The sequence below is a fragment of the Pseudomonas sp. R37(2017) genome, from assembly GCF_002113375.1.
Lineage (GTDB): Bacteria > Pseudomonadota > Gammaproteobacteria > Pseudomonadales > Pseudomonadaceae > Aquipseudomonas.
In genome coordinates this window covers 142,739-163,442 of the sequence record NZ_NEHO01000002.1, presented here as the reverse complement: position 1 = coordinate 163,442, position 20,704 = coordinate 142,739, and the positions used below count along the sequence as shown (strand labels likewise).

Annotated in this window: 21 protein-coding genes; 12 read left to right on the top strand and 9 right to left on the bottom strand. The window is 59.7% G+C overall.

Going from position 1 to position 20,704, the window contains the following annotated elements; genetic code table 11:
* Positions 1-80: 80 nt before the first annotated feature.
* Positions 81-494, top strand: a complete 414-nt coding sequence (locus tag CAG47_RS03880) for a DUF3301 domain-containing protein (RefSeq protein ID WP_085723593.1) — start codon at positions 81-83, stop codon at positions 492-494.
* Positions 495-498: 4 nt separating this feature from the next.
* On the opposite strand, the gene CAG47_RS03875 is transcribed toward CAG47_RS03880, so the two are convergent.
* Positions 499-1,470, bottom strand: a complete 972-nt coding sequence (locus CAG47_RS03875; RefSeq protein WP_085723592.1) for a GTP-binding protein — start codon at positions 1,468-1,470, stop codon at positions 499-501.
* Between the two features lie 27 nt (positions 1,471-1,497).
* Between CAG47_RS03875 and CAG47_RS03870 the strand changes: the two genes are divergently transcribed.
* Entirely contained in the window at positions 1,498-1,854 is a 357-nt protein-coding gene (locus CAG47_RS03870) for an NADH:ubiquinone oxidoreductase (RefSeq protein ID WP_085723591.1), read from the top strand.
* 15 nt (positions 1,855-1,869) lie between these two features.
* Here CAG47_RS03870 and zigA read toward each other — a convergent pair whose 3' ends face one another.
* A complete protein-coding gene (gene zigA / locus CAG47_RS03865) occupies positions 1,870-3,075 on the bottom strand; it encodes a zinc metallochaperone GTPase ZigA (RefSeq protein WP_085723590.1) in 1,206 nt (401 codons plus the stop codon).
* Positions 3,076-3,217: 142 nt separating this feature from the next.
* Here zigA and CAG47_RS03860 point away from each other — a divergent pair, with 142 nt between their 5' ends.
* From CAG47_RS03860 to CAG47_RS03830, 7 genes are all read left to right on the top strand, one after another.
* Entirely contained in the window at positions 3,218-3,595 is a 378-nt protein-coding gene (locus CAG47_RS03860; RefSeq protein ID WP_085723589.1) for a glutamine synthetase, read from the top strand.
* Positions 3,596-3,775: 180 nt separating this feature from the next.
* The gene (folE2, locus tag CAG47_RS03855) at positions 3,776-4,672 is read left to right on the top strand and encodes a GTP cyclohydrolase FolE2 (RefSeq protein WP_085723588.1); all 897 of its coding nucleotides are present in this window, start codon (positions 3,776-3,778) and stop codon (positions 4,670-4,672) included.
* Positions 4,669-5,337: a metal ABC transporter ATP-binding protein gene (locus CAG47_RS03850; RefSeq protein ID WP_085723587.1), complete on the top strand. Its 669-nt coding sequence runs from the start codon at positions 4,669-4,671 to the stop codon at positions 5,335-5,337. Before folE2 ends, CAG47_RS03850 begins: the two co-directional genes overlap by 4 nt.
* Positions 5,337-6,203 carry a metal ABC transporter permease gene (locus CAG47_RS03845; RefSeq protein WP_085723586.1) on the top strand — a complete coding sequence of 289 codons (867 nt, stop codon included), beginning with the start codon at positions 5,337-5,339 and terminating at the stop codon, positions 6,201-6,203. Before CAG47_RS03850 ends, CAG47_RS03845 begins: the two co-directional genes overlap by 1 nt.
* 11 nt (positions 6,204-6,214) lie before the next feature.
* Positions 6,215-7,090 (top strand): metal ABC transporter substrate-binding protein, encoded by an 876-nt coding sequence (locus CAG47_RS03840; protein ID WP_085723585.1) that lies wholly within the window; start codon positions 6,215-6,217, stop codon positions 7,088-7,090.
* Positions 7,087-7,269: a hypothetical protein gene (locus tag CAG47_RS03835; RefSeq protein ID WP_085723584.1), complete on the top strand. Its 183-nt coding sequence runs from the start codon at positions 7,087-7,089 to the stop codon at positions 7,267-7,269. Before CAG47_RS03840 ends, CAG47_RS03835 begins: the two co-directional genes overlap by 4 nt.
* Before the next feature lie 31 nt (positions 7,270-7,300).
* Positions 7,301-8,191 (top strand): His/Gly/Thr/Pro-type tRNA ligase C-terminal domain-containing protein, encoded by an 891-nt coding sequence (locus tag CAG47_RS03830; protein ID WP_085723583.1) that lies wholly within the window; start codon positions 7,301-7,303, stop codon positions 8,189-8,191.
* A gap of 79 nt (positions 8,192-8,270) precedes the next feature.
* On the opposite strand, the gene CAG47_RS03825 is transcribed toward CAG47_RS03830, so the two are convergent.
* The gene (locus CAG47_RS03825; RefSeq protein ID WP_085723582.1) at positions 8,271-8,792 is read right to left on the bottom strand and encodes a DUF3617 domain-containing protein; all 522 of its coding nucleotides are present in this window, start codon (positions 8,790-8,792) and stop codon (positions 8,271-8,273) included.
* Between the two features lie 133 nt (positions 8,793-8,925).
* Here CAG47_RS03825 and cls point away from each other — a divergent pair, with 133 nt between their 5' ends.
* A complete protein-coding gene (gene cls, locus CAG47_RS03820; RefSeq protein ID WP_085723581.1) occupies positions 8,926-10,365 on the top strand; it encodes a cardiolipin synthase in 1,440 nt (479 codons plus the stop codon).
* Here the strand turns inward: cls and cfaB are convergent.
* From cfaB to hflK (CAG47_RS03795), 5 genes are all read right to left on the bottom strand, one after another.
* Positions 10,362-11,546 carry a C17 cyclopropane fatty acid synthase CfaB gene (gene cfaB / locus CAG47_RS03815; protein ID WP_085723580.1) on the bottom strand — a complete coding sequence of 395 codons (1,185 nt, stop codon included), beginning with the start codon at positions 11,544-11,546 and terminating at the stop codon, positions 10,362-10,364. The two genes, cls and cfaB, sit on opposite strands and share 4 nt — an antisense overlap.
* A 219-nt stretch (positions 11,547-11,765) precedes the next feature.
* Positions 11,766-13,676: a cation-translocating P-type ATPase gene (locus tag CAG47_RS03810; RefSeq protein ID WP_085723579.1), complete on the bottom strand. Its 1,911-nt coding sequence runs from the start codon at positions 13,674-13,676 to the stop codon at positions 11,766-11,768.
* Positions 13,673-14,731: a protease modulator HflK gene (gene hflK / locus CAG47_RS03805; protein WP_085723578.1), complete on the bottom strand. Its 1,059-nt coding sequence runs from the start codon at positions 14,729-14,731 to the stop codon at positions 13,673-13,675. The genes CAG47_RS03810 and hflK (CAG47_RS03805) overlap by 4 nt, the downstream gene beginning before the upstream one ends.
* A complete protein-coding gene (gene hflC, locus CAG47_RS03800) occupies positions 14,728-15,771 on the bottom strand; it encodes a protease modulator HflC (RefSeq protein WP_085723577.1) in 1,044 nt (347 codons plus the stop codon). Before hflC ends, hflK (CAG47_RS03805) begins: the two co-directional genes overlap by 4 nt.
* On the bottom strand, positions 15,768-17,726 hold the full coding sequence (gene hflK, locus CAG47_RS03795; protein WP_085723576.1) for a protease modulator HflK: 1,959 nt from the start codon (positions 17,724-17,726) through the stop codon (positions 15,768-15,770). The genes hflC and hflK (CAG47_RS03795) overlap by 4 nt, the downstream gene beginning before the upstream one ends.
* A gap of 215 nt (positions 17,727-17,941) precedes the next feature.
* On the opposite strand from hflK (CAG47_RS03795), the gene lpdA reads away from it, so the two are divergent.
* Positions 17,942-19,342 carry a dihydrolipoyl dehydrogenase gene (gene lpdA, locus CAG47_RS03790; protein ID WP_085723575.1) on the top strand — a complete coding sequence of 467 codons (1,401 nt, stop codon included), beginning with the start codon at positions 17,942-17,944 and terminating at the stop codon, positions 19,340-19,342.
* Positions 19,343-19,453: 111 nt separating this feature from the next.
* Here the strand turns inward: lpdA and CAG47_RS03785 are convergent, their stop codons facing one another.
* Entirely contained in the window at positions 19,454-19,927 is a 474-nt protein-coding gene (locus tag CAG47_RS03785) for an Lrp/AsnC family transcriptional regulator (RefSeq protein WP_085723574.1), read from the bottom strand.
* Positions 19,928-20,074: 147 nt separating this feature from the next.
* Between CAG47_RS03785 and CAG47_RS03780 the strand changes: the two genes are divergently transcribed.
* Positions 20,075-20,704, top strand: a complete 630-nt coding sequence (locus CAG47_RS03780) for a LysE family translocator (protein ID WP_085723573.1) — start codon at positions 20,075-20,077, stop codon at positions 20,702-20,704.

Below are 20,704 nucleotides of genomic sequence, written 5' to 3'. Positions count from 1 at the left end.
CAGTATGCGACTAAACGCAGCCTGTACGACAGACCAGCGACGCAGTTAAGCTGACACTATCTTGTTGGAGTACCCTGTTGATGCTGACCCTGGGAAATTTATTCGTGCTGATGCTGTTCGCCACTGTCGGCGCATGGCTATGGCATAACCACGGCTTGCGCGAGCGCGCGCTGGATCGGGTCAAGCAGCATTGCAGCAAACTGGGGATCGAATTGCTCGATGGCAACGTGGCCCTGAAAAGAATCGCGTTCACCAGGGATGCCAGTGGGCGGCGACGTCTGGCCCGCGTGTACAACTTCGAATTCACTGTGACCGGGGAAACCCGCCACAACGGCACTATCACTCAGTTCGGCGCCCATAGCGCACAGATTGAACTGGCGCCCTACCCGGTCCCGTTCGATGAAACCGAACCGGTGGTCGATGTGGTGAAGCCACGCGCGGAAGTGATCGAACTGAGCCAGTGGCGTCAGGAACACTCCAAGTGGCGGCCTTGAGCCGTCAGGCCGATCCGGATCGACACTCTGCCAGCTCACTCTGCAGTCTTTCTGCATCCTGCGGTTCACTGAAAATCAGCTCGATACGTGAATCCTGTCGCCACTCACTGGGCTGCCAGTCCAGCACCGAGTTATCCACCGCGTTCGCCGAGAGCCACCCGTGAACACTGTGGATAACCAGCTTTGCCCGTTTCCAGCCAAGGTTTTCAAGCCAGCGGCCAACCTGGTCGGCATCAAACACTTGGCTCGAATGCCAGCGCCAACCAATGCTCCAGCCTCCGTCCTGTTCCTGACTCAAACAAATCGGCAATGCACGATCACTCCAGACGGCCGGCAACTGTGCCAATCCCTTGGGCACCATGAAGTTATCCACACCTGCCGACGCTTTGGCATTCAGTCCCGGCAGCTCGCTCAAGGGTAGAACTGCCTGTTGTGTCCAATACAAAGGATTCGGCGGCAATTGCCGGGCGATTCGCTGGCGACTGTCTTCCTCGAGGCCTTCAGACTTGTTCAACAGTAGTAATCCCGCCTGGCCGAGCGCTTGTTGTTGCGCATCCGGCAACCGTTTTCCAGCGGCAAGCGACTGGGCATCCAATACCAGCACACAAGGCTGCACAGCCAGTACGCCTTGCCACGGTGCTTCGCTCAATTGCCTGAGCAACTGCGTCGGATGCCCCAGCCCTGAGGGTTCGATGAACAGCCGATCCGGTTGCGCCTTGCGCAACAAACGCCCAAGACCAATCTGAAACGGCGCCCCATTGACGCAACACAGGCAGCCCCCGGCCACTTCGCCCAGTGCGATACCATCGGCGTCCCGGGTCAGTAGCGCCGCGTCGAGACCAATCTGGCCAAACTCGTTGATCAGCACCGCCCACCGCTCGCCAGCCGGTCGCTGGGCCAACAGGTGCTTGATCAGGCTGGTCTTGCCAGCGCCCAATGGGCCGGCAATGACATGAGTGGGGATATTCTGCAGCATGGTCGATGATTTCTGAGGAGGTGAGGGATGCGGTTGATTGGCTTGTCGTTGCTCCTGGCAATCCTTTCAGGCGAAGCGCTGGCCCAGGCTTGCGTGGTTCACAGCCAGGCCGAGCGGCTTGATGTCCAGGTTTGCCAGCAGAACCGCAACATCCCGCCAAAACTATTCGCCGAGGGTTTCTGCCAACCGAACCTGCCGGGGCAGAAAGTCGAAGTGCATCATGTCGATCAATGCCCCGACGGCGCATTCGGTATCTGCAGCAACGCCCAAGTCGCCAATATGCCCTACCGCCAGGATATTCACTATTACGGCGTTGCCACCGACACGGCGTATTTGCAGCCGTACTGCGAAGCCCAGAGCCGGGGCACCTGGCTCAAGCCTTGAAGCGCCAGTTCAGGGTCAGCTTACTTCTTCGTACCAAGGGCCGAATGGATCAGGCAGCAAACCCCAGCCTTCAACGCCCAGCGCCATTTCCTCATCGGTCAGCAGGCAAGCATCCAGCTCGGCCGTGAGCTGCGTGAAGTCGATGTTCTGGCCGATGAACACCAGCTCCTGGCGACAGTCCCCGCTGTCGGCGGTCCAGTTTTTCATGATCCCGGTGGTACTTTCCGGGTCCTTCGGCCATTGGTTTTTCGGTACGTAACGCCACCAGCGCCCGGCAAAGCCATAGCGCATCAAGCCACCGGCCTGGGACCAGCTGCCTGCGTCCATGTGCTTGCTCGCCAACCAGAAAAAACCCTTGGAACGCAGTAGCCTGCCGTTGTCCCAAGGACCGTCGATGAAGTTGAAGAACCGCTGCGGATGGAACGGCCGACGAGCCCGGTAAGCGCTGGAAGCAATGCCGTACTCTTCGGTTTCAGGCACGTGTTCACCGCGCAGTTCCTGCAACCATCCCGGTGCCTGGGCGGCTTTTTCGAAATCAAAACGACCCGTATCGAGAATCTTGTTCAAGGGGATTGCGCCCATCGACATCGGAATGATTTCAGCCCGGGCGTTGAGCCGTTCCAATATGGCGATCAGCTCGTCGCGTTCGTGGCTGCTGATCAGGTCGATCTTGCTGAGCAAAATCACATCGGCGAACTCGACCTGCTCAATCAGTAGATCGGTAATCGAACGTTCGTCTTCATCCCCGAGTGTTTCTCCACGGGAGGCCAGGCTTTCGGCAGCCTGGTAATCGAACAGGAAGTTCATGCCATCGACCACTGTGACCATGGTGTCCAGGCGTGCAATGTCGTTGAGGCTCTGGCCGTTTTCATCACGAAAGGTAAAGGTTTCCGCCACTGGCAGCGGTTCGGAAATACCTGTGGACTCGATCAGCAAATAGTCGAACCGACCCTCCTTGGCGAGTTGACTCACTTCCTCCAGTAAATCTTCACGTAACGTACAGCAAATACACCCGTTACTCATCTCCACCAGACGCTCTTCAGCCCGATTAAGGCTGACATCACGCTGAACTTCGGCGCCATCGACGTTGATTTCGCTCATATCGTTAACAATCACCGCAACCCGCAAGCCATCGCGATTACGTAGTATGTAATTAAGTAGTGTACTTTTCCCGGCGCCTAAAAAGCCGGAGAGAACGGTCACGGGGAGTCGATTGGACATCTGCATATTCCTCACAGGGATACCCGGTCGTGGGTCGGGCCTATTGGAATGTTATAGTATAACTAGACAGATTAACCATCCCCTTGCTCAACAGGGCAAAGGACCGGATGCTGAACGCCACTCCCTTCGTGAGACTTCCCCCATGCGCAACGTCCTGAAACCTGCATTGATCATGCTTTCTCTGCTGGCGGCTGCCGACGCGATGGCCCAGATCCCCAGCCTGGCCAAGTGCACTCGCAGCGCCAATCTGCTGGCCTGCGTGGATGCGGATGGCAACGCCTACAGCGTCAATACCGCTGGCAGCACCATCTATTTGCGGGGTTTCGAGACAGTCGGAAAACGCTATTGGGTGCAGACCAACAGCCGCTACGGTCAGCTTACGTTTTTCACCGGCATCGCTTCCGATGGCGAGGCCTGGGTTGGCTACAACCAGCGCATCGGCTGGACCACCATCAACCGGTTTTCCAGCTCCGGCGGCAGCAGTGCCAGGTTCACCTGCAGCCGGATCGCGGGCTGTTAGACCCGCCTGTTTTTCTGCTCCTGCTGCCAGGCGAGGTAGCTGTTGATCGGCCCCGCTGGCCAACATCAGGTTGAGCAAGTGGCGTCTGAACATAATGAAAGCCTGTTCATGAAAAAGGCATCGCCGAATTGACACGTTATACTATAACATGTCAATTCAACTCCCAAGATGGACCTGCTCATGAATGCGCTGACTCTGCCGGATATCGCCGCGCAGGCCTCACGCCAAGCCCTGCCACTGGAGTGGGTGGGTATGTGTGGCATTGCTCTTCCAGTTTTGTTCGATGGCCAACGACTGAATGCAAAAGCCGATGCCGGCGTAAGCCTCGACGATGGCAATGCGCGCGGCATCCATATGTCACGGCTCTATCTGGCGCTTGAGTTGTTAGAGCAGGAAAGCCTTTCACCGGCTTTATTGCTGCGGGTTTTGCAGCGTTTTCTTGAGAGCCACGCGGGGCTTTCCAGCAGTGCCCACTTAACCATTCACGCCGATGTGTTGCTAAAAAGGCCGGCGCTGATCAGCTCTTTGGCAGGTTGGAAAAGCTATCCAATCAGCATCGAAGCACGGTTGAAAAACGCGATGTTCCACGTGGAACTAAAAATCGAACTGCCTTATTCCTCAACCTGCCCATGCTCCGCGGCCCTTTCTCGACAGTTGATTCAGCAGCAATTCGTCGACGATTTCGCCAACAAGTCACTGCAACACGCTGACGTTTTAGCGTGGCTTGGTTCCACTAACGGCATCGTCGCTACACCTCACAGCCAACGCAGCAGCGCAAATTTGCGTGTACGGCTGGCTGATTTCCTGGACGACTTGCCGCTGATCGCGATCATCAATGATGCCGAAGCCGCACTCGGTACAGCCGTTCAAACTGCGGTCAAACGCGCCGATGAACAAGCCTTCGCCCTGGCCAATGGTCAGAACCTGATGTTCTGCGAAGACGCCGCACGCCGTTTGAATCTGGCCTTGAAACGGTCCACCGGCATCAACGCCTTTCACATTCGTGTGACTCACGCCGAAAGCCTGCACGCCCATGACGCGGTGGCCGAAAGCCGTTTCAACTGGGAGGTCGCATGATTGCTTGCCACGCTTTGCGCTGGGGCGCACCTGGACAGCCACTCGTCCCGGCGCTGGACCTCGAACTGCCGAGGGGCAGCCTGACCGCTATCATCGGTGCGAACGGCTCAGGCAAAAGCAGCCTGCTGAAGGTCATCGCAGGCTTGCAAAAACCGTTGGCCGGAAAAGTGCGACTGAGTGTTCCACTCAAGGGTGGTGTGTCGTTCCTGCCCCAGCAACAGAACCTCGACAGGCAGTTTCCAATCAGCCTTCAGGCGTTGGTGGCCGCCGGTTTCTGGGGCAACAAACAGTCACCGGAGATCCGTAGCCAACGACTGACAACCGCCCTCGAAAACTGGTGCCTGAACGGTCTGGAAGATCGGCCTTTGATGGCCCTTTCCGGGGGTGAACTGCAACGCGCCCTGCTCGCCCGCTTGAGCCTGACTGACGCACCTTTGCTGCTGCTCGACGAACCCCACGCGGCCCTCGATGAATGGGGTCAAGCGTTGCTCTGGAAGCACCTGCACGAGTGGCACCATGAAGGCCGGACATTGATGGTCGTGTGCCATGACCTCGCCGCTGTCCGAGAGCACATCCCAAACACATTGCTGATTAAACACAGCGGTTGTGTATTCGGTCCGAGCTTCGAACTGATCCGCCAACAGCCACAAGCACAGGTGGCCTGATGATCGCTGCCGTGCATCTTTGGCAACCCTTCCAAGAATTCGTTTTCATGCGGCGGGCGTTGCTCGGTGGTCTGGTTCTGGCGTGCAGCACGGCGCCCTTGGGCGTGTTCCTGATCCTGCGGCGCATGAGCCTGATCGGTGATGCCGTCGCCCACGGCATCCTTCCCGGTGCGGCTTTAGGTTTCTGGTTTGCAGGACTGAGTCTCCCGGCGCTAACCGTCGGTGGCCTCAGTGCCGGCCTGGGCATGGCAGGCCTCGCGGCCTGGATTACCCGACTCACCGGCCTGCGAGAGGACGCCAGCCTCGCGGCGATCTACCCGATTTCCCTGGCCAGCGGCGTGCTGATTCTCGGCATCGCCGGCAAGCGCCTGGACCTGCTGCACCTGTTGTTTGGCTCTGCGCTGGCGGTCGATGGCCCGACCTTGACCGGGATGCTCTGGGTCTCGGGCCTGAGTCTGATTGCCATGGCATTGATCTACAAACCACTGTTGCTGGACACCCTCGACCCGCTGTTTCTGCAAACCGTGAGCCGGCTCGGCCCTCTGGCCCACGGCGTATTTCTGACGCTGGTAGTGCTGAATCTGGTCATCGGCTTCCAGGCGATCGGCGCGCTGATGGTGGTCGGCTTAATGATGTTGCCTGCCGCCGCAGCGCGCTTCTGGAGTCGCCGCTTGCCAGTACTGATCGTCGTTGCCGCGTTGCTCGGCAGCCTCTCGGTATGGCTCGGTTTATTAATCTCGTTCTACTTCTCGCTGCCCAGTGGCCCGGCAATCGTACTGGTGGCCGGCGGTGGATATCTGTTGTCCGTGGTGTTCGGGCCAGTACATGGCTTGCTGCGCCCCACGCCTTTGCCCACATCCCAATGAGGTGTTTCCCGATGCGCGCTTTACTCGTGCTGTTCAGCTTGATGGTGTCGATGTCGCTGTCTGCCGCCGAAAAACTTCAGGTGGTCACCAGCTTCAGCATCCTGGCCGACATGACCCGGCAGGTCGGCAAGGATCATATCCAGATCACCAACATGGTCGGCCCGGACGCGGATGCCCATACCTATGAGCCGACACCGGACGACGCCAAAGCGCTGCTCAACGCCCGGCTCATCATCAAGAACGGCTTGGGTTTCGAGCCCTGGCTGGATCGCTTGGTAACGAGCACAGAGACCCGGGCAGTGGTCATCAGCGCGAGCCACGGCGTCATACCGCGCAGCCTGGATGAAGACGGCGAAACCGTTCCCGACCCGCATGCCTGGCACAACCTGGCAAACACCGAGCTATACATCGCCAACATCACCAAGGCGCTGATCGCCGCCGACCCGGCGAACACCGTCGATTATGAACGCAACAGTAAGGCGTACCTGAAACAGGTCCACGCCCTGCTCGCCGAAGCCAAGACCAGGCTCGGCGCACTGCCACCGGGCAACCGCAGGATCGTGACGTCCCATGACGCCTTCGGTTATCTCGGCCAGGCCTACGGTATCGAGTTCATGGCGCCTCAAGGCCTGTCCACCGAGCGGGAACCTTCCGCCGCCGAAGTGGCCGCCCTGATCACCCAGATTCGTCAGGCCAGGGCCAAGGCGGTGTTCATGGAAAACATCAAGGACGCTCGCCTGCTCAAGCAGATCGCGGATGAAAGCGGCGCGCAGATTGGCGGCACCTTGTATTCCGATGCGCTTGCCGCTAGCGGTCCGGCCAGCACCTTCACCGGGTTGTTCGAGTACAACCTCAACACCCTGTACAACGCGTTGAGAAAGCCATGATCCGCAAGAATCCTTCCGGGGACCTGCCGGTGATTGCCGAGTGGTGCGACTGGACCCCCTTCGCCCACCGCAGCTTTCGACACAACGTCAGCACCACGATCGTGTCGGGGCAAATTGCCTGGCACGACAAACGTCTTAATGACAGCTGCAAGGTTTTGCCTCTACCGTTCATGCAATAAAGCTCGTTAGAAGCTTGTGAGTACGACGATCATGATCCAGATCACCCTGCCCGATGGTTCATTGCGTGAGTACGACCAACCACTGTCAGTGCATGAGGTGGCCGCCAGCATCGGTCCTGAGCTGGCCAGCGCCGCCGTAGCGGGCCGAGTCAATGGCGTGCTGGTGGACTGCGAATACATGATCGAGGCGGATGCCCGGGTCAATATTGTCACCCCCAATGAGCCGGACGGCCTGGAGATTCTGCGCCGTTCCTGTGCCTTGATGCTGGCCACGGCGGTCAAGCAGCTCCACCCGCATGCACAAATGCGCACGGGCAAGGAATTGGGCGATGGCTTCTTTTACGAGTTTGCCGTCGAGCGCCCCCTGACTCCGGCAGACCTGCCCACCATCGAAGCGCGCATGCAATCACTGGCAGCGACCAATCACTCGATCCGTCGTCGACCTTATCGCGAAGAGATGTCGCTGTACCGACTGGGGGATACCGAGCACCAGAGCCATGGACCGCATGTCCCCTCCACCAGGGTCTTGCAGGCGTTTGCCCTCGATCACATCAGCGGCACGTTGCAACAACGCATCTACGGCACCTGCTGGTCCAACCACCAGGAACTGCAACAGTGGGGCGTTCCACCCCACGTAGTCGTCTTGAGCATGGATGACCGTCAGGCGACTTATGCTCAAGCAGTGACCGACTCCTTGCGCCAAAGGGGCGTGCGCGCCAAGGCCGACCTGCGCAACGAAAAAGTCCGCTACAAGATTCGCCAGCACAGCCAGGCCGTGCCTTACCTGGTAGTGGTTGGCGAAAAGGAACAGGCTGGGGGATTTGTCAGTGTGCGCGGTTGCACGGGGGAGGATTTTGGCCGGATGGCTGTCGAGGCGGCATGTGAGTGGTTCAGTCAGCCTGGGATCAGGGCGGCTGAATAGACGCTTTCGCGAGCAGGCTCGCTCCCACAGGAGGCGCAGGTGGGAGCGAGCCTGCTTCGGGCGGCGATCCGACGAAGCTTTAAGCTCTTGGCTTGACCGTGCCGCAATCCTGCCCCAACCAGACGGCGCGGGACTCGAGGCTGCCTTTCTGCTGAATGCCGGTAGCATTGAACGTGCCGTTGACCTTGGTGGTGAATTCGCGATCACTGAGGAATGTCGCTACGCCCGCCCCCTGGGCTCTCGGGCAGCTGAAGCGGAATTTCCACTGCTTGCCCGAGCGCTCGGTGATTTCCTGTTTGCAGCCCGACTGCGGATCGGTCAGCGGAATGTTATCGGTCTTGACCTGCTCCGGGGTCAGGCACGCCCGGATCCCTTTGCCGCCCATGGTGATACCCTGTTTTTCCAGCATTGCACGCTGCTCGGGGGTCATCTGGCTCTGGAGCTGACCGAGGATCAATTGCAGGTCCGGCATATTCTGCTCATCGACCTTCATGTTGCTCGTGGTCAGCTCCCACAATCCCGGTTGCAGCATTTGCGCGTGAGCCGCCACAGGAAGTGCCAAACCCAGTGCCATGGCCAAACCCAGCAGACGAACGTTCATCAAGTAACTCCTGATCAGTAGTGGCCGTTAGACGTCAGCCGCAGGCTTCGGTTCATGGGCCAATTAATTAGCGACATTCTGCACGGAACATGGTCTGTTAAGCACTGAATCTTCAGGAGCAAGGCAGCCCCCCATGGATTACTTCGGTCCGCATATTTTCGGTTATACCATCGCCCTGTTGCACTCGTTGGGCATGATCGCGGCCATTCACGCCGTGTTGACCGTCCGCACCGCCCAAGGCTCGATCGCCTGGGCCCTGTCGCTGTTTTTCATTCCCTACCTCACATTGATTCCGTACCTGATGTTCGGCCGCAGTACCTTTGATGGCTACATCAAGGCCCGGCGACAGGCCAACGATGAAATGCGCAAGGCCGTTTCCGAACTCAACTGGCGGCCCTGGGTAGAAGAAGCACTCACCGCCCGCGCGTCTTCTGCATACGCCTCGCTCCGAGCGATGCCCAGGCTCGGACACATGCCCTGCCTGGCCAATAACGAAACGCACCTGCTGATCAACGGACAATCAACGTTCGAAGCGATTTTCGAGGCCATCAATCAGGCCAAAGAAGCGGTGCTGATCCAGTTTTTCATTGTCCATGACGACCGCCTCGGTCAACGCCTGCAGAATTTGTTGTTAAAGAAAGCCGCCGAAGGAGTGGCGATTTATCTGCTGTACGACCGAATCGGCAGCCATTCCCTGCCCCAGGGTTACGTGCAGGCCTTGCGTGATGGCGGGGTCGAGGTCAAGGCTTTTGGCCCCCGTAGCGGCTGGTTCAATCGCTTTCAGGTGAACTTCCGCAACCATCGCAAGATAGTGGTCGTGGACGGCATTCTCGGCTTCGTCGGCGGGCACAACGTCGGCGATGAATACATGGGCGAGACACCACCCCTGGCACCCTGGCGCGATACCCACGTGCAAGTGCGCGGTCCTGTGGTGGCGTGCATGCAGGAGTCATTCGCCGAGGACTGGTTCTGGGTGGCCCGTGCCCTGCCGCCGCTGATCCTGCCCGAGGTTTATCCGGAAGACGGCGTGCTATGCCAGTTGCTCGCCAGCGGACCGGCAGACGCCTGCGAAACCTGTTCCCTGTTCTTTGTCGAAGCCATCCATGCGGCGACAGATCGGGTGTGGATTACCAGCCCGTACTTCATCCCCGACGAAGCCGTGTTCGCTGCTTTGCGCCTGGCGGTACTGCGCGGCGTGGACGTGCGCCTGCTATTGCCCTCCCGGCCCGACCACCGAGTCGTCTACGCCGCCTCCAGTCTCTACGCCTTCGAAGCCGTGCGTGCCGGAGTGCGGGTATTCCGTTACCAACCCGGTTTCCTTCACCAGAAAGTGGTGCTGATCGACAGCGAAATCAGCGCCATCGGCAGCGCCAACCTGGACAACCGTTCGTTCCGGCTTAATTTCGAAGTGATGTTGCTGACCGTCGACAGCGCCTTTGCCGCCGAGGTGGAACAGATGCTCAACGATGACTTCGCCAACGCCCACGAAATCGCCAAAGAAGAAGGCCGGGAGACCCGCCGCATCCAACAGGTCGGCATGCGGATCGCCCGGCTTATTTCACCGATTCTTTAGAGATAGATATCGTCGCGGGTCCATGGCAGTTCATGACTGCCATCGGCATGAGCCTTCACCGCAAGAATCTGGTGCAGGTTGATCCAGCCGCGGGCAAATGCATAAGCGCATCCGGCCAGATACAGCCGCCAGATGCGCAGGGCTTGTTCCGGTACGAGCCTGGAGGCCGCTTCAAGGTTGTCTTCCAGGCGTTCGCTCCAGTGATCGAGCGTGCGAGCATAGTGCAGGCGCAAACTCTCGACGTCGACGATTTCCAGCCCGGCCTCGCTGATCTCGGCAGAGATCATCGACAGGTGCGGAAGCTCGCCGTTAGGGAACACATATTTCTCGATGAACTCACCGGCACCGCGGCCCACCGGACGGCCATCGGTGTATTTGGCGGTGATGCCGTGATTCATCACCAGACCGCCCTCTTTCACCGTGCCGAACAGGATCTTGCAGTACTCGGCCAGATTGGCGTGGCCGACGTGTTCGAACATGCCGACACTGACCACTTTGTCGAAACGGCCATCTTGTGGCAGATCGCGATAGTCGAGCAGTTGCAGTTCGACCAGGTCCTCCAGGCCCTCCGCTTTTACGCGCTCCCGGGCCAAGGCCAACTGTTCATTGCTCAGGGTGATACCGAACACTTTCGCGCCAAACTCCCGCGCCGCAAAACGCGCCAATCCTCCCCAACCGCAACCCACATCCAGCAGATACTCGCCAGGCTGCAGACGCAGCTTGCGGCACAAATGACGGAACTTGGCTTGCTGGGCTTGTTCAAGAGTTTCACTGCCGGTCTCGAAATAAGCGCACGAATAGGCCATGTCGCTATCGAGCCACAGCTGATAAAACGCGTTGGACAGGTCGTAATGGTAGGAAATCGCCTTGGCGTCCATCTCTTTATCGTGGGCGCTACGAACAGGCTGATTGTCGTCGTCCTCATCCAGCAACGCCTGGCTCCATTCATCACAGACGCGGATGACATCGCTGATGGAACCTTCAAGTTCCAGTTTGCCTTCGACATATGCAGCGCCAAGGGCATCCAGACTTGGATGATTGAACTGGGTGACCATTTGCGGGTCCTTGACCACAATCGTGACGCTGGGCGTCGGCCCCAGATTGAATTCATGGCCATCCCAGAGTCTCAGGCGAAGCGGTAACTGCAGATTCTGTAAGGCCGGTGGTAGTTGCGCGAGCATGGATAACCCCCTTGTTTCAGACGTCTGATCAGAGGGTAGACCATCTTTGAAAAATAGCTGGCTATCGAATTTATAGCCATTTTCAATGATTCGCGACGCCTGCACCTGCCGCGCCGCGAATGCACAAAATGATGTGCCCTCATCTCCAATGACTATGAACCGGGCGCACAGTTCTAAATATTTGAAACCCAGTGATTGCCCGGTCTGGAGCATTCGCCCTCAGGCGTCGTCCTTGAGTTTGAGCAGTGGCTCCTGGAACCGCAGCAAACGACCGGCATTGCCCAGCACCAACAAGGTGCTGAGGTTATGCAACAACGCCGCAATCATCGCCCCGGCGGCACCGAGCCAGCCGAACGCGGCGAAGGCCACGATCGCCAGAGTCCAGCCCAGGCCGATGATCACGTTGACCTGCAATGTCTGGCGGCACTGCCGACTCAGACGCACACAGGTGCCAAGCCGGCGCAGGTCACTGCCAATCAACACGATGTCAGCCGATGCCAGGGCGATATCGGCGCCGCCGGCCCCCATGGCTACGCCGACCACGCCAGCCTTGAGGGCCAGGGAGTCGTTGATGCCATCGCCGACCACCATCGGCCGGAAACCGCTATCGATTTCCTTGAGCACGCGGTTCAGTTTGTCTTCGGGCAACGCTTGCGCTTCGACGTCGCTGATCCCGACATCCCGGGCGAGGGTTTGCGCCACGCTGCGCCGGTCACCAGTGAGTAACAACTGACGACCCAATCCGAGGTCGCGCAATTCACTCAAGGCAAACTGCGCCTCGGGTTTGACGCTGTCGGCCAACAACAGCCAGGCGAGGAATTCACCATCGAGCGCCAGCCCGGCAATCGGCCCGTCGTGATCGGGAACCGCCGTAGAACTGATGCCCAGTTGTGCAAACAACTCCGGTCGGCCGAGCGCGGCTTGACCCTGCTCGGTCATCGCTACCACGCCCAGACCCTGGCGCTCATGAATGTCAGAAAGCAGCAGGAAATGCTCCTGGGTCACCAACCCCGCGAGCGCACGGCTGACTGGATGACTACTGGCCGAGCCGAGGCTGGCGGCGAGCTTGAGGACATGGCTGTAATCCTCCAGCGGACTGTCGATGGATTGCAGGCGCAAGGTGCCAAAGGTCAGCGTCCCGGTCTTGTCGACCACCAGCGAAGTCAGGTCCGCCAACTCTTCGAGGAATGCCGAACTGCGGATCAGAATCCCGTGGCGTGCCGCTACCGCCACCCCGGCAATTGCCGTGGCCGGTGCTGACAACACCAGCGCACAAGGACAGGCCGCCACCAATACCGCGAGCATCGCTTGAGCATTGTTGGTGATGAACCAGGTTACGGCCGCCAGCAGCAATACCAGCACCATATAGCTGCCAGCGTAACGCTCCAGCAGACGAGTGATTGGCGGCTTGGAACGCTCGGCGTTTTGCATCAGCGCAATCACTTTGCCGAGGGTTGACTCATGGCCAGTGCGGGTCACTTCGATCCGCAGCAGACCGTCGAGGTTGATCGCACCACCGAACACCGGCATCCCGACGCCCGCCTCCATCGGTACCGATTCGCCGGTAATGGAGGCGGTGTCCAGACTGGCCTGGCCGGATAACACCCGGCCATCCGCCGGCACCCGATCCCCAGCCCGCACCTCGACCAGATCACCAGCCTTGAGCGTGCCGTTGTCGACTTCGATGATGGAGCCGTCCGCCTGTATCCGGCGTGCATGGCTGCGGGTCAGTTTACCGAGGGCGTGAATGGCTTCCTGGGAACCGATCACACTGCGCTCCTCCAGCACATGGCCGAAAATCATGATGATGGGCAACAGCGCCGCCGTCAGCAGGTCCCCGGTAGCCCAGGCACCCAACATGGCCAGGGCAATCAACTGATCGGTGATGCCGTGCAGGCTCGGATATCGCAAGCTGTACCAGGCTGAACGCATCACGGGGACGGCCACCAGCAACGAAGCGAAACCCAGCAGCAACTGACTGACACCATTCTGCTCCGGCGCCAGCCAACGCCAGATCAAACCTAACGCCAGCATGCCCAGTGCGAGCATGGCCAGGGTCAACTGGCGCGCGGCGCGGCGCTGTTCGGCCGAAGACAACAGGCTCGGTGCGGCGGCGTTTTGAACGGTCATTGTGCAGCTCCCTGAATGATCAGGCGGGAATCGTCTTTGGGATTGACCGTGGTGACCGAACCGGCCTGGCCGAGAATTTTCGGCATCCGCTCGCGATAAATGCGCAACAGCATTTGCGGGTCAGTTCCTTGTTGCTGTGCCTTGGCCAGGCTCAATACAGTGGCCGTGTCGGCTGACGCCTTGGCCAGCCGCTCACTTGCCTGTGCATAGGCCACTTGCAGCGTGCGGTCGGCCTGTTCGTTGGAGCTTTGCGTCAGCTTCTCGGCTTCGGTGCGCGCATTGGCCACGGCTTTATCGGCTTGCTGGCTCGCCGTCAGTACCGCATTGAAGGCGCTGACCGCAGGGCTTGGCAGACTCGACTGCACATCGACCCGAGCCACTTCAATCCCCAGTCCCTGCCCTGTCGCAGTGAGTTCGGCCAGGCGTTGATTGATGCCCTGCACCAGATCACCTCGCAAACGCTCCCTTCGTTCCGCCGCCTGGTTATCGGCGCCGATCAATTCCGGACGGGCGACCAGGATGGTGTCCAGATCTCGTGCGGCAGTGAGTGCCACAGCGCTGCGGGTGACCAATCGATCCAGTGCAGGCAACACATGTTCGCCTTGAAGCACGAACGCATAGGGCTCGGTGACTTTGTAGAAAACCCGCACATCAAGTTGCACCACACCGGCGTCACCCGTTAACAGATAGCCGGAACCTGCGAGGGCGTCACTGATGGGTGTGGCAAAACTGGCCACGCGATCTGCCTGAATAGCGGCACCACTGCGCAACAAGCCTTCCACTCGACGTTCGATCACCCGATCCGCCGCCGGCAACAAAATCACTTGCTCGAACGGTTGCGGCCAGGCCAACAACAACCCGGCATTCTGAATGCGATCCAGCGCACCGAAATGCAAAACCACGGCGCGATTTTGCGGATCGATTTGCCGCACATTGGAAAAGGCCCACGCCAATGCCGCCAACACCGTCACCGCGTACAGGGCAATAAACGCCAATCGGCCAGCCTGAATCCAGGGGCTGATCAACTCATTTGTTCCACGTGGAACCAAACTCATGGCTGCGATCCGGACTTGTTGTCGAGGCTCGGCGGACCGTCAACCAACACCCGAAACGGTGCAGCGTCGGTGCGCAGAATCAGCTTGGTTCCCGGCGTCACCACCGTGCCCAGGGTGTCTAGCGAGCGCAGCAGGTTGTAGAGCTGTGGCGATCCCGCATAGGCACGACCATAAATCTGCGCCGCTTCAACGCGTGATTGCGCTTCGATATCCGCCGCCTTCACGGTGGCATCGGCCTGCAGAATTCGCGCATCACGTTCGGCGGCAGAGCGAATTTGCGCGGCTTCACGCTTGCCGATGGCTGTGCGTTCAGTGGCGATGGTTTCACGCTCGGCGCGCATCCGGTCGACGGTCGCAGTGAGCGTCACCGAAGGCAGCGTCAATCGTTCGATACCAACCTGCAACACCCGCACGCCATAAGTGGTAAGCAGTTGCTGATCGATTTGCTTGCGCAGTTGTGCTTCGAAATCGGCGATGCGCACTTGGCTGGCATCGGTATTCACCAAACTCGCCAGATCAAAACTGCTGGCGGTGGTTTCCAGTGCGGAGCCGACAAAGGTGCGAATCTGCCGCGCGGCTTCATCGGGCTGGTTCTGCACCGCCCGCATGAAACGTTGCACATTGTCCGGATCGCCCTGTACCTGCCACGCCACGTAGGCTTGGACGATGATGCGCAAACCGTCCCGGGTGCCGACATCCTGCAAACCGCTGGACGTGGTGCGCAGCCGCAGATCTACCGGAATCGCCGCTTCGAACGGAGCCGGCCAGCGCCAGCCCAGCCCCGGTTCAAGCAGGACTCGTGAAGGGTTGCCGAAGCGCGTGATCACCGTGGCCTCCCCCGAGCGCACCTGCACCAGGCTCGCGGCGGCGACGGCAAACGCCACCAACAATGCAGCCCACCCCATGCGTCGCCATGGGAATGGACCCGCCTCTTGTGGATCACCGTGGTGATGATGGTGATGGCCGTGGTGGTGATGCCCGCCATGGCCGTGATCGTGGCCGGCGTGATCATCGTGATCGTGAGTATGGGACTGGCTCAATTGGCAGCTCCTGGCTGAGCGGTTTTACGCGGCGGCGCAGGGTCAACCGGCAGCGTGAACGTACGGAGGTCGATGGTTGGCGCATTGCTGCCGCCGCCCAGTCGATGATCGAGAACCAGCAATCTGGCGTTGGCCAAGCTCTGGGACAATTGACTGAAATACTGCTCCAGCACAAAGGCCTGGCCAGCGCTGGCATAGGCTTTTTGCTCGGCGTTGAATTTCAGGTCCGCAGCCTGGGCACCGGCATTGATTTCACGGGCACTGGCCGACGCCTGATCGCGGGCGATGCTGGCCTGCAACTGCGCCTGGTTGGTGGCCTCGGCAGCGGCGCCGCGTTCCCTGGCGATCAAGGCTTGCGCTCCAATCTGCGCCGCTTGCACACCGTGATAGGCATTGGCTGCACCGGCCGGAGGGTGAATCGCCTCGACCACTGTGGCGAGAATCTCCACGCCGCTGTCGAGTTTTTGCAGGTCAGCCTGGACGGCGCGACCAATTTCTTCGGCCAGCCCTACCCTGTCCTCGCCCAGTAAACCGTCAAGGGTGCGCGAGGCGAAGTCGTGAACCAGGATTCGGCTGGCGGTGCTACGAATCAACATCGGCACATCGGCGCTGTTATAGGTTGCGGCCAACGCCGCCTGATCGCTCAGACCGATGCGATAGACGAAGCGCACGTCCATGTTGACGATCTGAAAGCTCTGCTTGTCTGCTCGGCTGCTGGCGATCACCTGGGATTTGTCGTTTACATGGCTGGCGTCCCACAGGCGATTGGCAATCGCCGGGGCCGGGCCTTCGGCAGGATCGGACTGAGTAGGAGCCGAGGTATCGCTGACACTGGTAGCCAGTTCGTGAACCACACCATTCTCGACGCTCAACACCCTGCCCAGTGGCCACGGCAACCCCATATGCAAACCTGGACCAAACACCTCCACCGGCTTGCCGAATCGCTCGTAGACACCGCGGCCTTGCAGGGCAATTTCGTGAATGCCGGTCAGCGACCAACCAACCAGCGACACCACCGCCAACACCGGCAGCAATGCCCGACGCATGTAGGTGAACGCCCAAATCTGCCGCAGATCGATGCCGAAGCGGTTATGCAATTCGTGCTGCAAAGCCAGCAATGGCTGGGGTGGCCAGCGCAGCATGTCAGCGACAAAACTACGCGCCAACAGCTCCGGCTCAAGGCGCTCACGGCGTGGGCTGAACAATGACAAAAGCGCACGCAACAACAGTTCTGCTGCCACCAGCCCCGGCAGCAGTCCGATCAACACCGCCAGGCGTCCGGGCCATACGGACGTTTCATCGGCAAACAACAGACAAAGAGCACCGAGTGTCTGGCTGATGATCGCCACGCGAGTCAATTGCGCCAACGCGGCGGCTTCAGGCCATTGTGCGGTCTTTTCCTGCGCCAGATGGCGCTCCATCACTAAAAGACCGAACGCCAACAGCATGCAACACGCCGCCCCGACAGTCGCCGCCAGGCCCAGTGCCACTGGGGGTAACGCGAGGTTCCAGACCTGTTCCACGCCCAACAGCGCCAAAAATGCCCAGCCGCCAAGCCATAGCGTCGGCGCGCCAATTTGCTCGAGCAGATGCTGCGATTGCTGGCTGATGCGGTCCAGCAAGCGTTCATACCATCCCGAAGGCGCAACAGATTCGTCGACAACGACCTCGGGCACGGCGGGATTCATGGCGCGGGCACGCCACCGGGCCACCCACCAGGCCGATTGCAAACCCGCCATCAACACCAGCAATGCCGCGCTCAGGTTCAACAGCAAAGCTGGCCACAGTGTTTGCGACAAAAACAGCCCGGCAAAAAACGCCAGCAGCACACCCACCGTCGCGAGGACGCCCACACCGATGGCGAACTGGCGCAAACGCCGCCCTTGAATGAACGCCTGCTGAAAGCGCGGCAACCCGGCTAACGGCGTTTCATCAACATCGAGATCGACTTGCATACCACCCCAGAGTGTCTTCGCTTACAGGACAATTCGTTACGATATAACGAAAATGGTGAAATTTCCGTGTTCAAGCGCGCCATCTAAAGATGCCCAACCTGTCGCTTACCTGAAGCCTTGACCGAAATGCTGCACAATGCTCATATTATGATCGTAATTTTTTCAGGAACTACTTTTAACGATCCCTTTCCCATTCGATCCAGGAGTACAGATCCATGAGCAGCTATGACGTCGTGATACTCGGCGCAGGCCCCGGTGGTTACAACGCGGCAATCCGCGCCGGACAACTGGGACTGAAGGCAGCCTGCGTGGAGGGACGCGCCACACTCGGCGGCACTTGCCTGAACGTGGGTTGCATGCCATCCAAGGCATTGCTGCACGCCTCTGAACTGTACGACGCAGCCATGGGTGCGGAATTCACCCGCCTGGGGATCGACGTCAAACCCAGCCTCAACCTTGCCCAAATGATGAAGCAAAAAGATGAAAGCGTTACCGGGCTGACCAAGGGCGTCGAGTTTCTTTTCCGCAAGAACAAAGTCGACTGGATCAAGGGCTGGGGCCACATCGACGGCCCGGGCAAAGTCACTGTGACCGATAGCGCCGGCGGCAAGACCGAACTGAGCGCCAAGGACATCATCATCGCCACCGGTTCCGAGCCCACTCCCCTGCCTGGCGTGGACATCGATAACAAACGCATCCTCGACTCCACCGGCGCCCTTGCGCTGACCAAAGTGCCCAAGCATTTGGTGGTGATCGGCGCTGGGGTGATCGGCCTGGAGCTGGGTTCGGTATGGCGACGTCTCGGAGCACAGGTGACGGTGGTGGAGTTCCTCGACCGAATCTGCCCCGGCGTGGACATCGAAGCGGGTAAAACCCTGCAGCGTTCCCTGAGCAAGCAAGGCTTGAGTTTCAAATTGAGTTCAAAAGTGACCAGCGCCACCCCCACCGCCAATAGCGTTCAACTAAGCATCGAGCCTGCCGCTGGCGGTACTGCCGAGCTGCTGGAAGCCGATTACGTACTGGTGGCCATCGGGCGCCGACCTTATACACAGGGCCTGGGCCTGGAGAACGTCGGCTTGGTCACGGACAAACGCGGCATACTCGCCAACAAGGGGCATCGCACCGAAGCCGCCGGGGTCTGGGTGATTGGCGACGTAACCTCAGGTCCCATGCTCGCCCACAAGGCTGAGGACGAAGCCATGGCCTGCGTCGAGCAGATCGTCGGCAAGGCCGGTGAGGTCAACTACGATCTGATCCCCAGCGTGGTTTACACCAAGCCGGAACTGGCCAGCGTCGGCAAGACCGAAGAACAGCTCAAGGCAGAAGGCCGGGCGTTCAAGGTCGGCAAGTTTCCCTTCACCGCCAACAGCCGGGCGAAGATCAACCATGAAACCGAAGGTTTCGCCAAAGTGCTGGCCGATGAGCGTACGGACGAAGTCCTCGGCGTGCATCTGGTCGGTCCAAGCGTCAGTGAAATGATTGGCGAGTATTGCGTGGCCATGGAATTCAGCGCCTCGGCCGAAGACATCGCCCTGACTTGCCATCCACACCCGACCCGCTCCGAGGCATTGCGCCAGGCAGCGATGGATGTGGAAGGAATGGCGACGCAGATGTGAGGCTTGAAGAGCTGCAGTGACTGATCTATCGGCTTCGCGAGCAGGCTCGCTCCCACAAGGTTTGCGCTGTACCTGTGGGAGCGAGCCTGCTCGCGAATCAGACGACGCGGTCTAAAGTGGTAAATGCTCCAGCGGCAACGCCCCCGGTGCCTTCACAGTGTGAATCGCAAAGTTGCTGCGGATATCGCTCACCCCCGGCAGCTTCAACAGACGCCCGGTGAGAAACCGGTCATAGGCACGCAAGTCCGGCACCACCACCTGCAACAGAAAATCCGATTCCCCGGACACCAGAAACGCCGAAATAACCTCGGGCAATGCCGTCACCGCCAGGCGAAAACTTTCGGCTTGTTCATCGTTATGACGCTCGACCTTGACCCCGACAAACACTGTCAGCCCCAACCCCACTTCATCGCGATCCAGATTGGCCTGGTAGCCGCGAATCACCCCCGCCTCTTCAAGCATCCGAACCCGACGCAAGCAGGGTGATGCCGACAGGCCTATCTCATCTGCCAGTTGCACATTGCTCAGGCGACCATCCCGTTGCAGTGCGGCGAGAATCTTGCGGTCGTAGGCGTCGAGTTTCATTGTTTGGCAGATCCCGATGGCTCATGCGAAAGAAAGTGGCAGGTTATGCCAATTCGGCGCCCGATAGAAGCTGACAACGCAAGCACCTGCCCCGCCCTTCAGCCCTAGACTGGCACCACCAAATCGACAACGAATGGGGGGTGCAACATGCAAGGTCTCTGGCTGTTTTTCATGGCATTGGCAGTGGTCTATCTTCTGCCGGGGCCTGACATGATCCTGCTGTTGCAGACCGGTGCGCGCCAGGGCAAAGGCGCTGCGCTGGCCACGGCCGTGGGGCTGGGCATCGCCCGGGGTTGTCATGTGGCATTGGCGGCGCTGGGGTTGGCCGCACTGTTCAAGGCAGCGCCCTGGACCTTCGATGTGGTGCGCCTGGCAGGCGCCGCGTATCTGCTGTGGATCGGTATTCAGTGCCTGCGAACCACGATGCTGCCGAGCCTCACCAGCGCTGATGCAACCGGTGAAAAAACGCGCTGGAGCACAGCCATCCGACGCGGACTGCTGACCAATTTGCTCAACCCCAAGGCATTGCTGTTCTGTTCGGTGCTGCTGCCGCAATTCATCAACCCACAGGCCGGGCCGGTGCTCGGGCAATTTGCGACCTTGGGCGTCGTGCTGGTCGCCGTCGGCTTGCTGTTCGACAGCGCTTACGCACTGGTCGGCGCGGCACTCGGCCGGTGGCTGCAACGCAGCCCCTCAGCCCAGCGCCTGCAACAATGGTTGTTCGGTAGCCTGTTGATCGGTTTCGCCGTACGGCTGACCTTTGTGCAACAGGCTTGA

Coding starts and splice junctions, on each gene's coding strand:
- CAG47_RS03880 (WP_085723593.1), top strand. CDS start 81: ATGCTGACCCTGGGAAATTTATTCGTGCTGATGCTGTTCGCCACTGTC.
- CAG47_RS03875 (WP_085723592.1), bottom strand. CDS start 1,470: ATGCTGCAGAATATCCCCACTCATGTCATTGCCGGCCCATTGGGCGCT.
- CAG47_RS03870 (WP_085723591.1), top strand. CDS start 1,498: ATGCGGTTGATTGGCTTGTCGTTGCTCCTGGCAATCCTTTCAGGCGAA.
- zigA (WP_085723590.1), bottom strand. CDS start 3,075: ATGTCCAATCGACTCCCCGTGACCGTTCTCTCCGGCTTTTTAGGCGCC.
- CAG47_RS03860 (WP_085723589.1), top strand. CDS start 3,218: ATGCGCAACGTCCTGAAACCTGCATTGATCATGCTTTCTCTGCTGGCG.
- folE2 (WP_085723588.1), top strand. CDS start 3,776: ATGAATGCGCTGACTCTGCCGGATATCGCCGCGCAGGCCTCACGCCAA.
- CAG47_RS03850 (WP_085723587.1), top strand. CDS start 4,669: ATGATTGCTTGCCACGCTTTGCGCTGGGGCGCACCTGGACAGCCACTC.
- CAG47_RS03845 (WP_085723586.1), top strand. CDS start 5,337: ATGATCGCTGCCGTGCATCTTTGGCAACCCTTCCAAGAATTCGTTTTC.
- CAG47_RS03840 (WP_085723585.1), top strand. CDS start 6,215: ATGCGCGCTTTACTCGTGCTGTTCAGCTTGATGGTGTCGATGTCGCTG.
- CAG47_RS03835 (WP_085723584.1), top strand. CDS start 7,087: ATGATCCGCAAGAATCCTTCCGGGGACCTGCCGGTGATTGCCGAGTGG.
- CAG47_RS03830 (WP_085723583.1), top strand. CDS start 7,301: ATGATCCAGATCACCCTGCCCGATGGTTCATTGCGTGAGTACGACCAA.
- CAG47_RS03825 (WP_085723582.1), bottom strand. CDS start 8,792: ATGAACGTTCGTCTGCTGGGTTTGGCCATGGCACTGGGTTTGGCACTT.
- cls (WP_085723581.1), top strand. CDS start 8,926: ATGGATTACTTCGGTCCGCATATTTTCGGTTATACCATCGCCCTGTTG.
- cfaB (WP_085723580.1), bottom strand. CDS start 11,546: ATGCTCGCGCAACTACCACCGGCCTTACAGAATCTGCAGTTACCGCTT.
- CAG47_RS03810 (WP_085723579.1), bottom strand. CDS start 13,676: ATGACCGTTCAAAACGCCGCCGCACCGAGCCTGTTGTCTTCGGCCGAA.
- hflK (WP_085723578.1), bottom strand. CDS start 14,731: ATGAGTTTGGTTCCACGTGGAACAAATGAGTTGATCAGCCCCTGGATT.
- hflK (WP_085723576.1), bottom strand. CDS start 17,726: ATGCAAGTCGATCTCGATGTTGATGAAACGCCGTTAGCCGGGTTGCCG.
- lpdA (WP_085723575.1), top strand. CDS start 17,942: ATGAGCAGCTATGACGTCGTGATACTCGGCGCAGGCCCCGGTGGTTAC.
- CAG47_RS03785 (WP_085723574.1), bottom strand. CDS start 19,927: ATGAAACTCGACGCCTACGACCGCAAGATTCTCGCCGCACTGCAACGG.
- CAG47_RS03780 (WP_085723573.1), top strand. CDS start 20,075: ATGCAAGGTCTCTGGCTGTTTTTCATGGCATTGGCAGTGGTCTATCTT.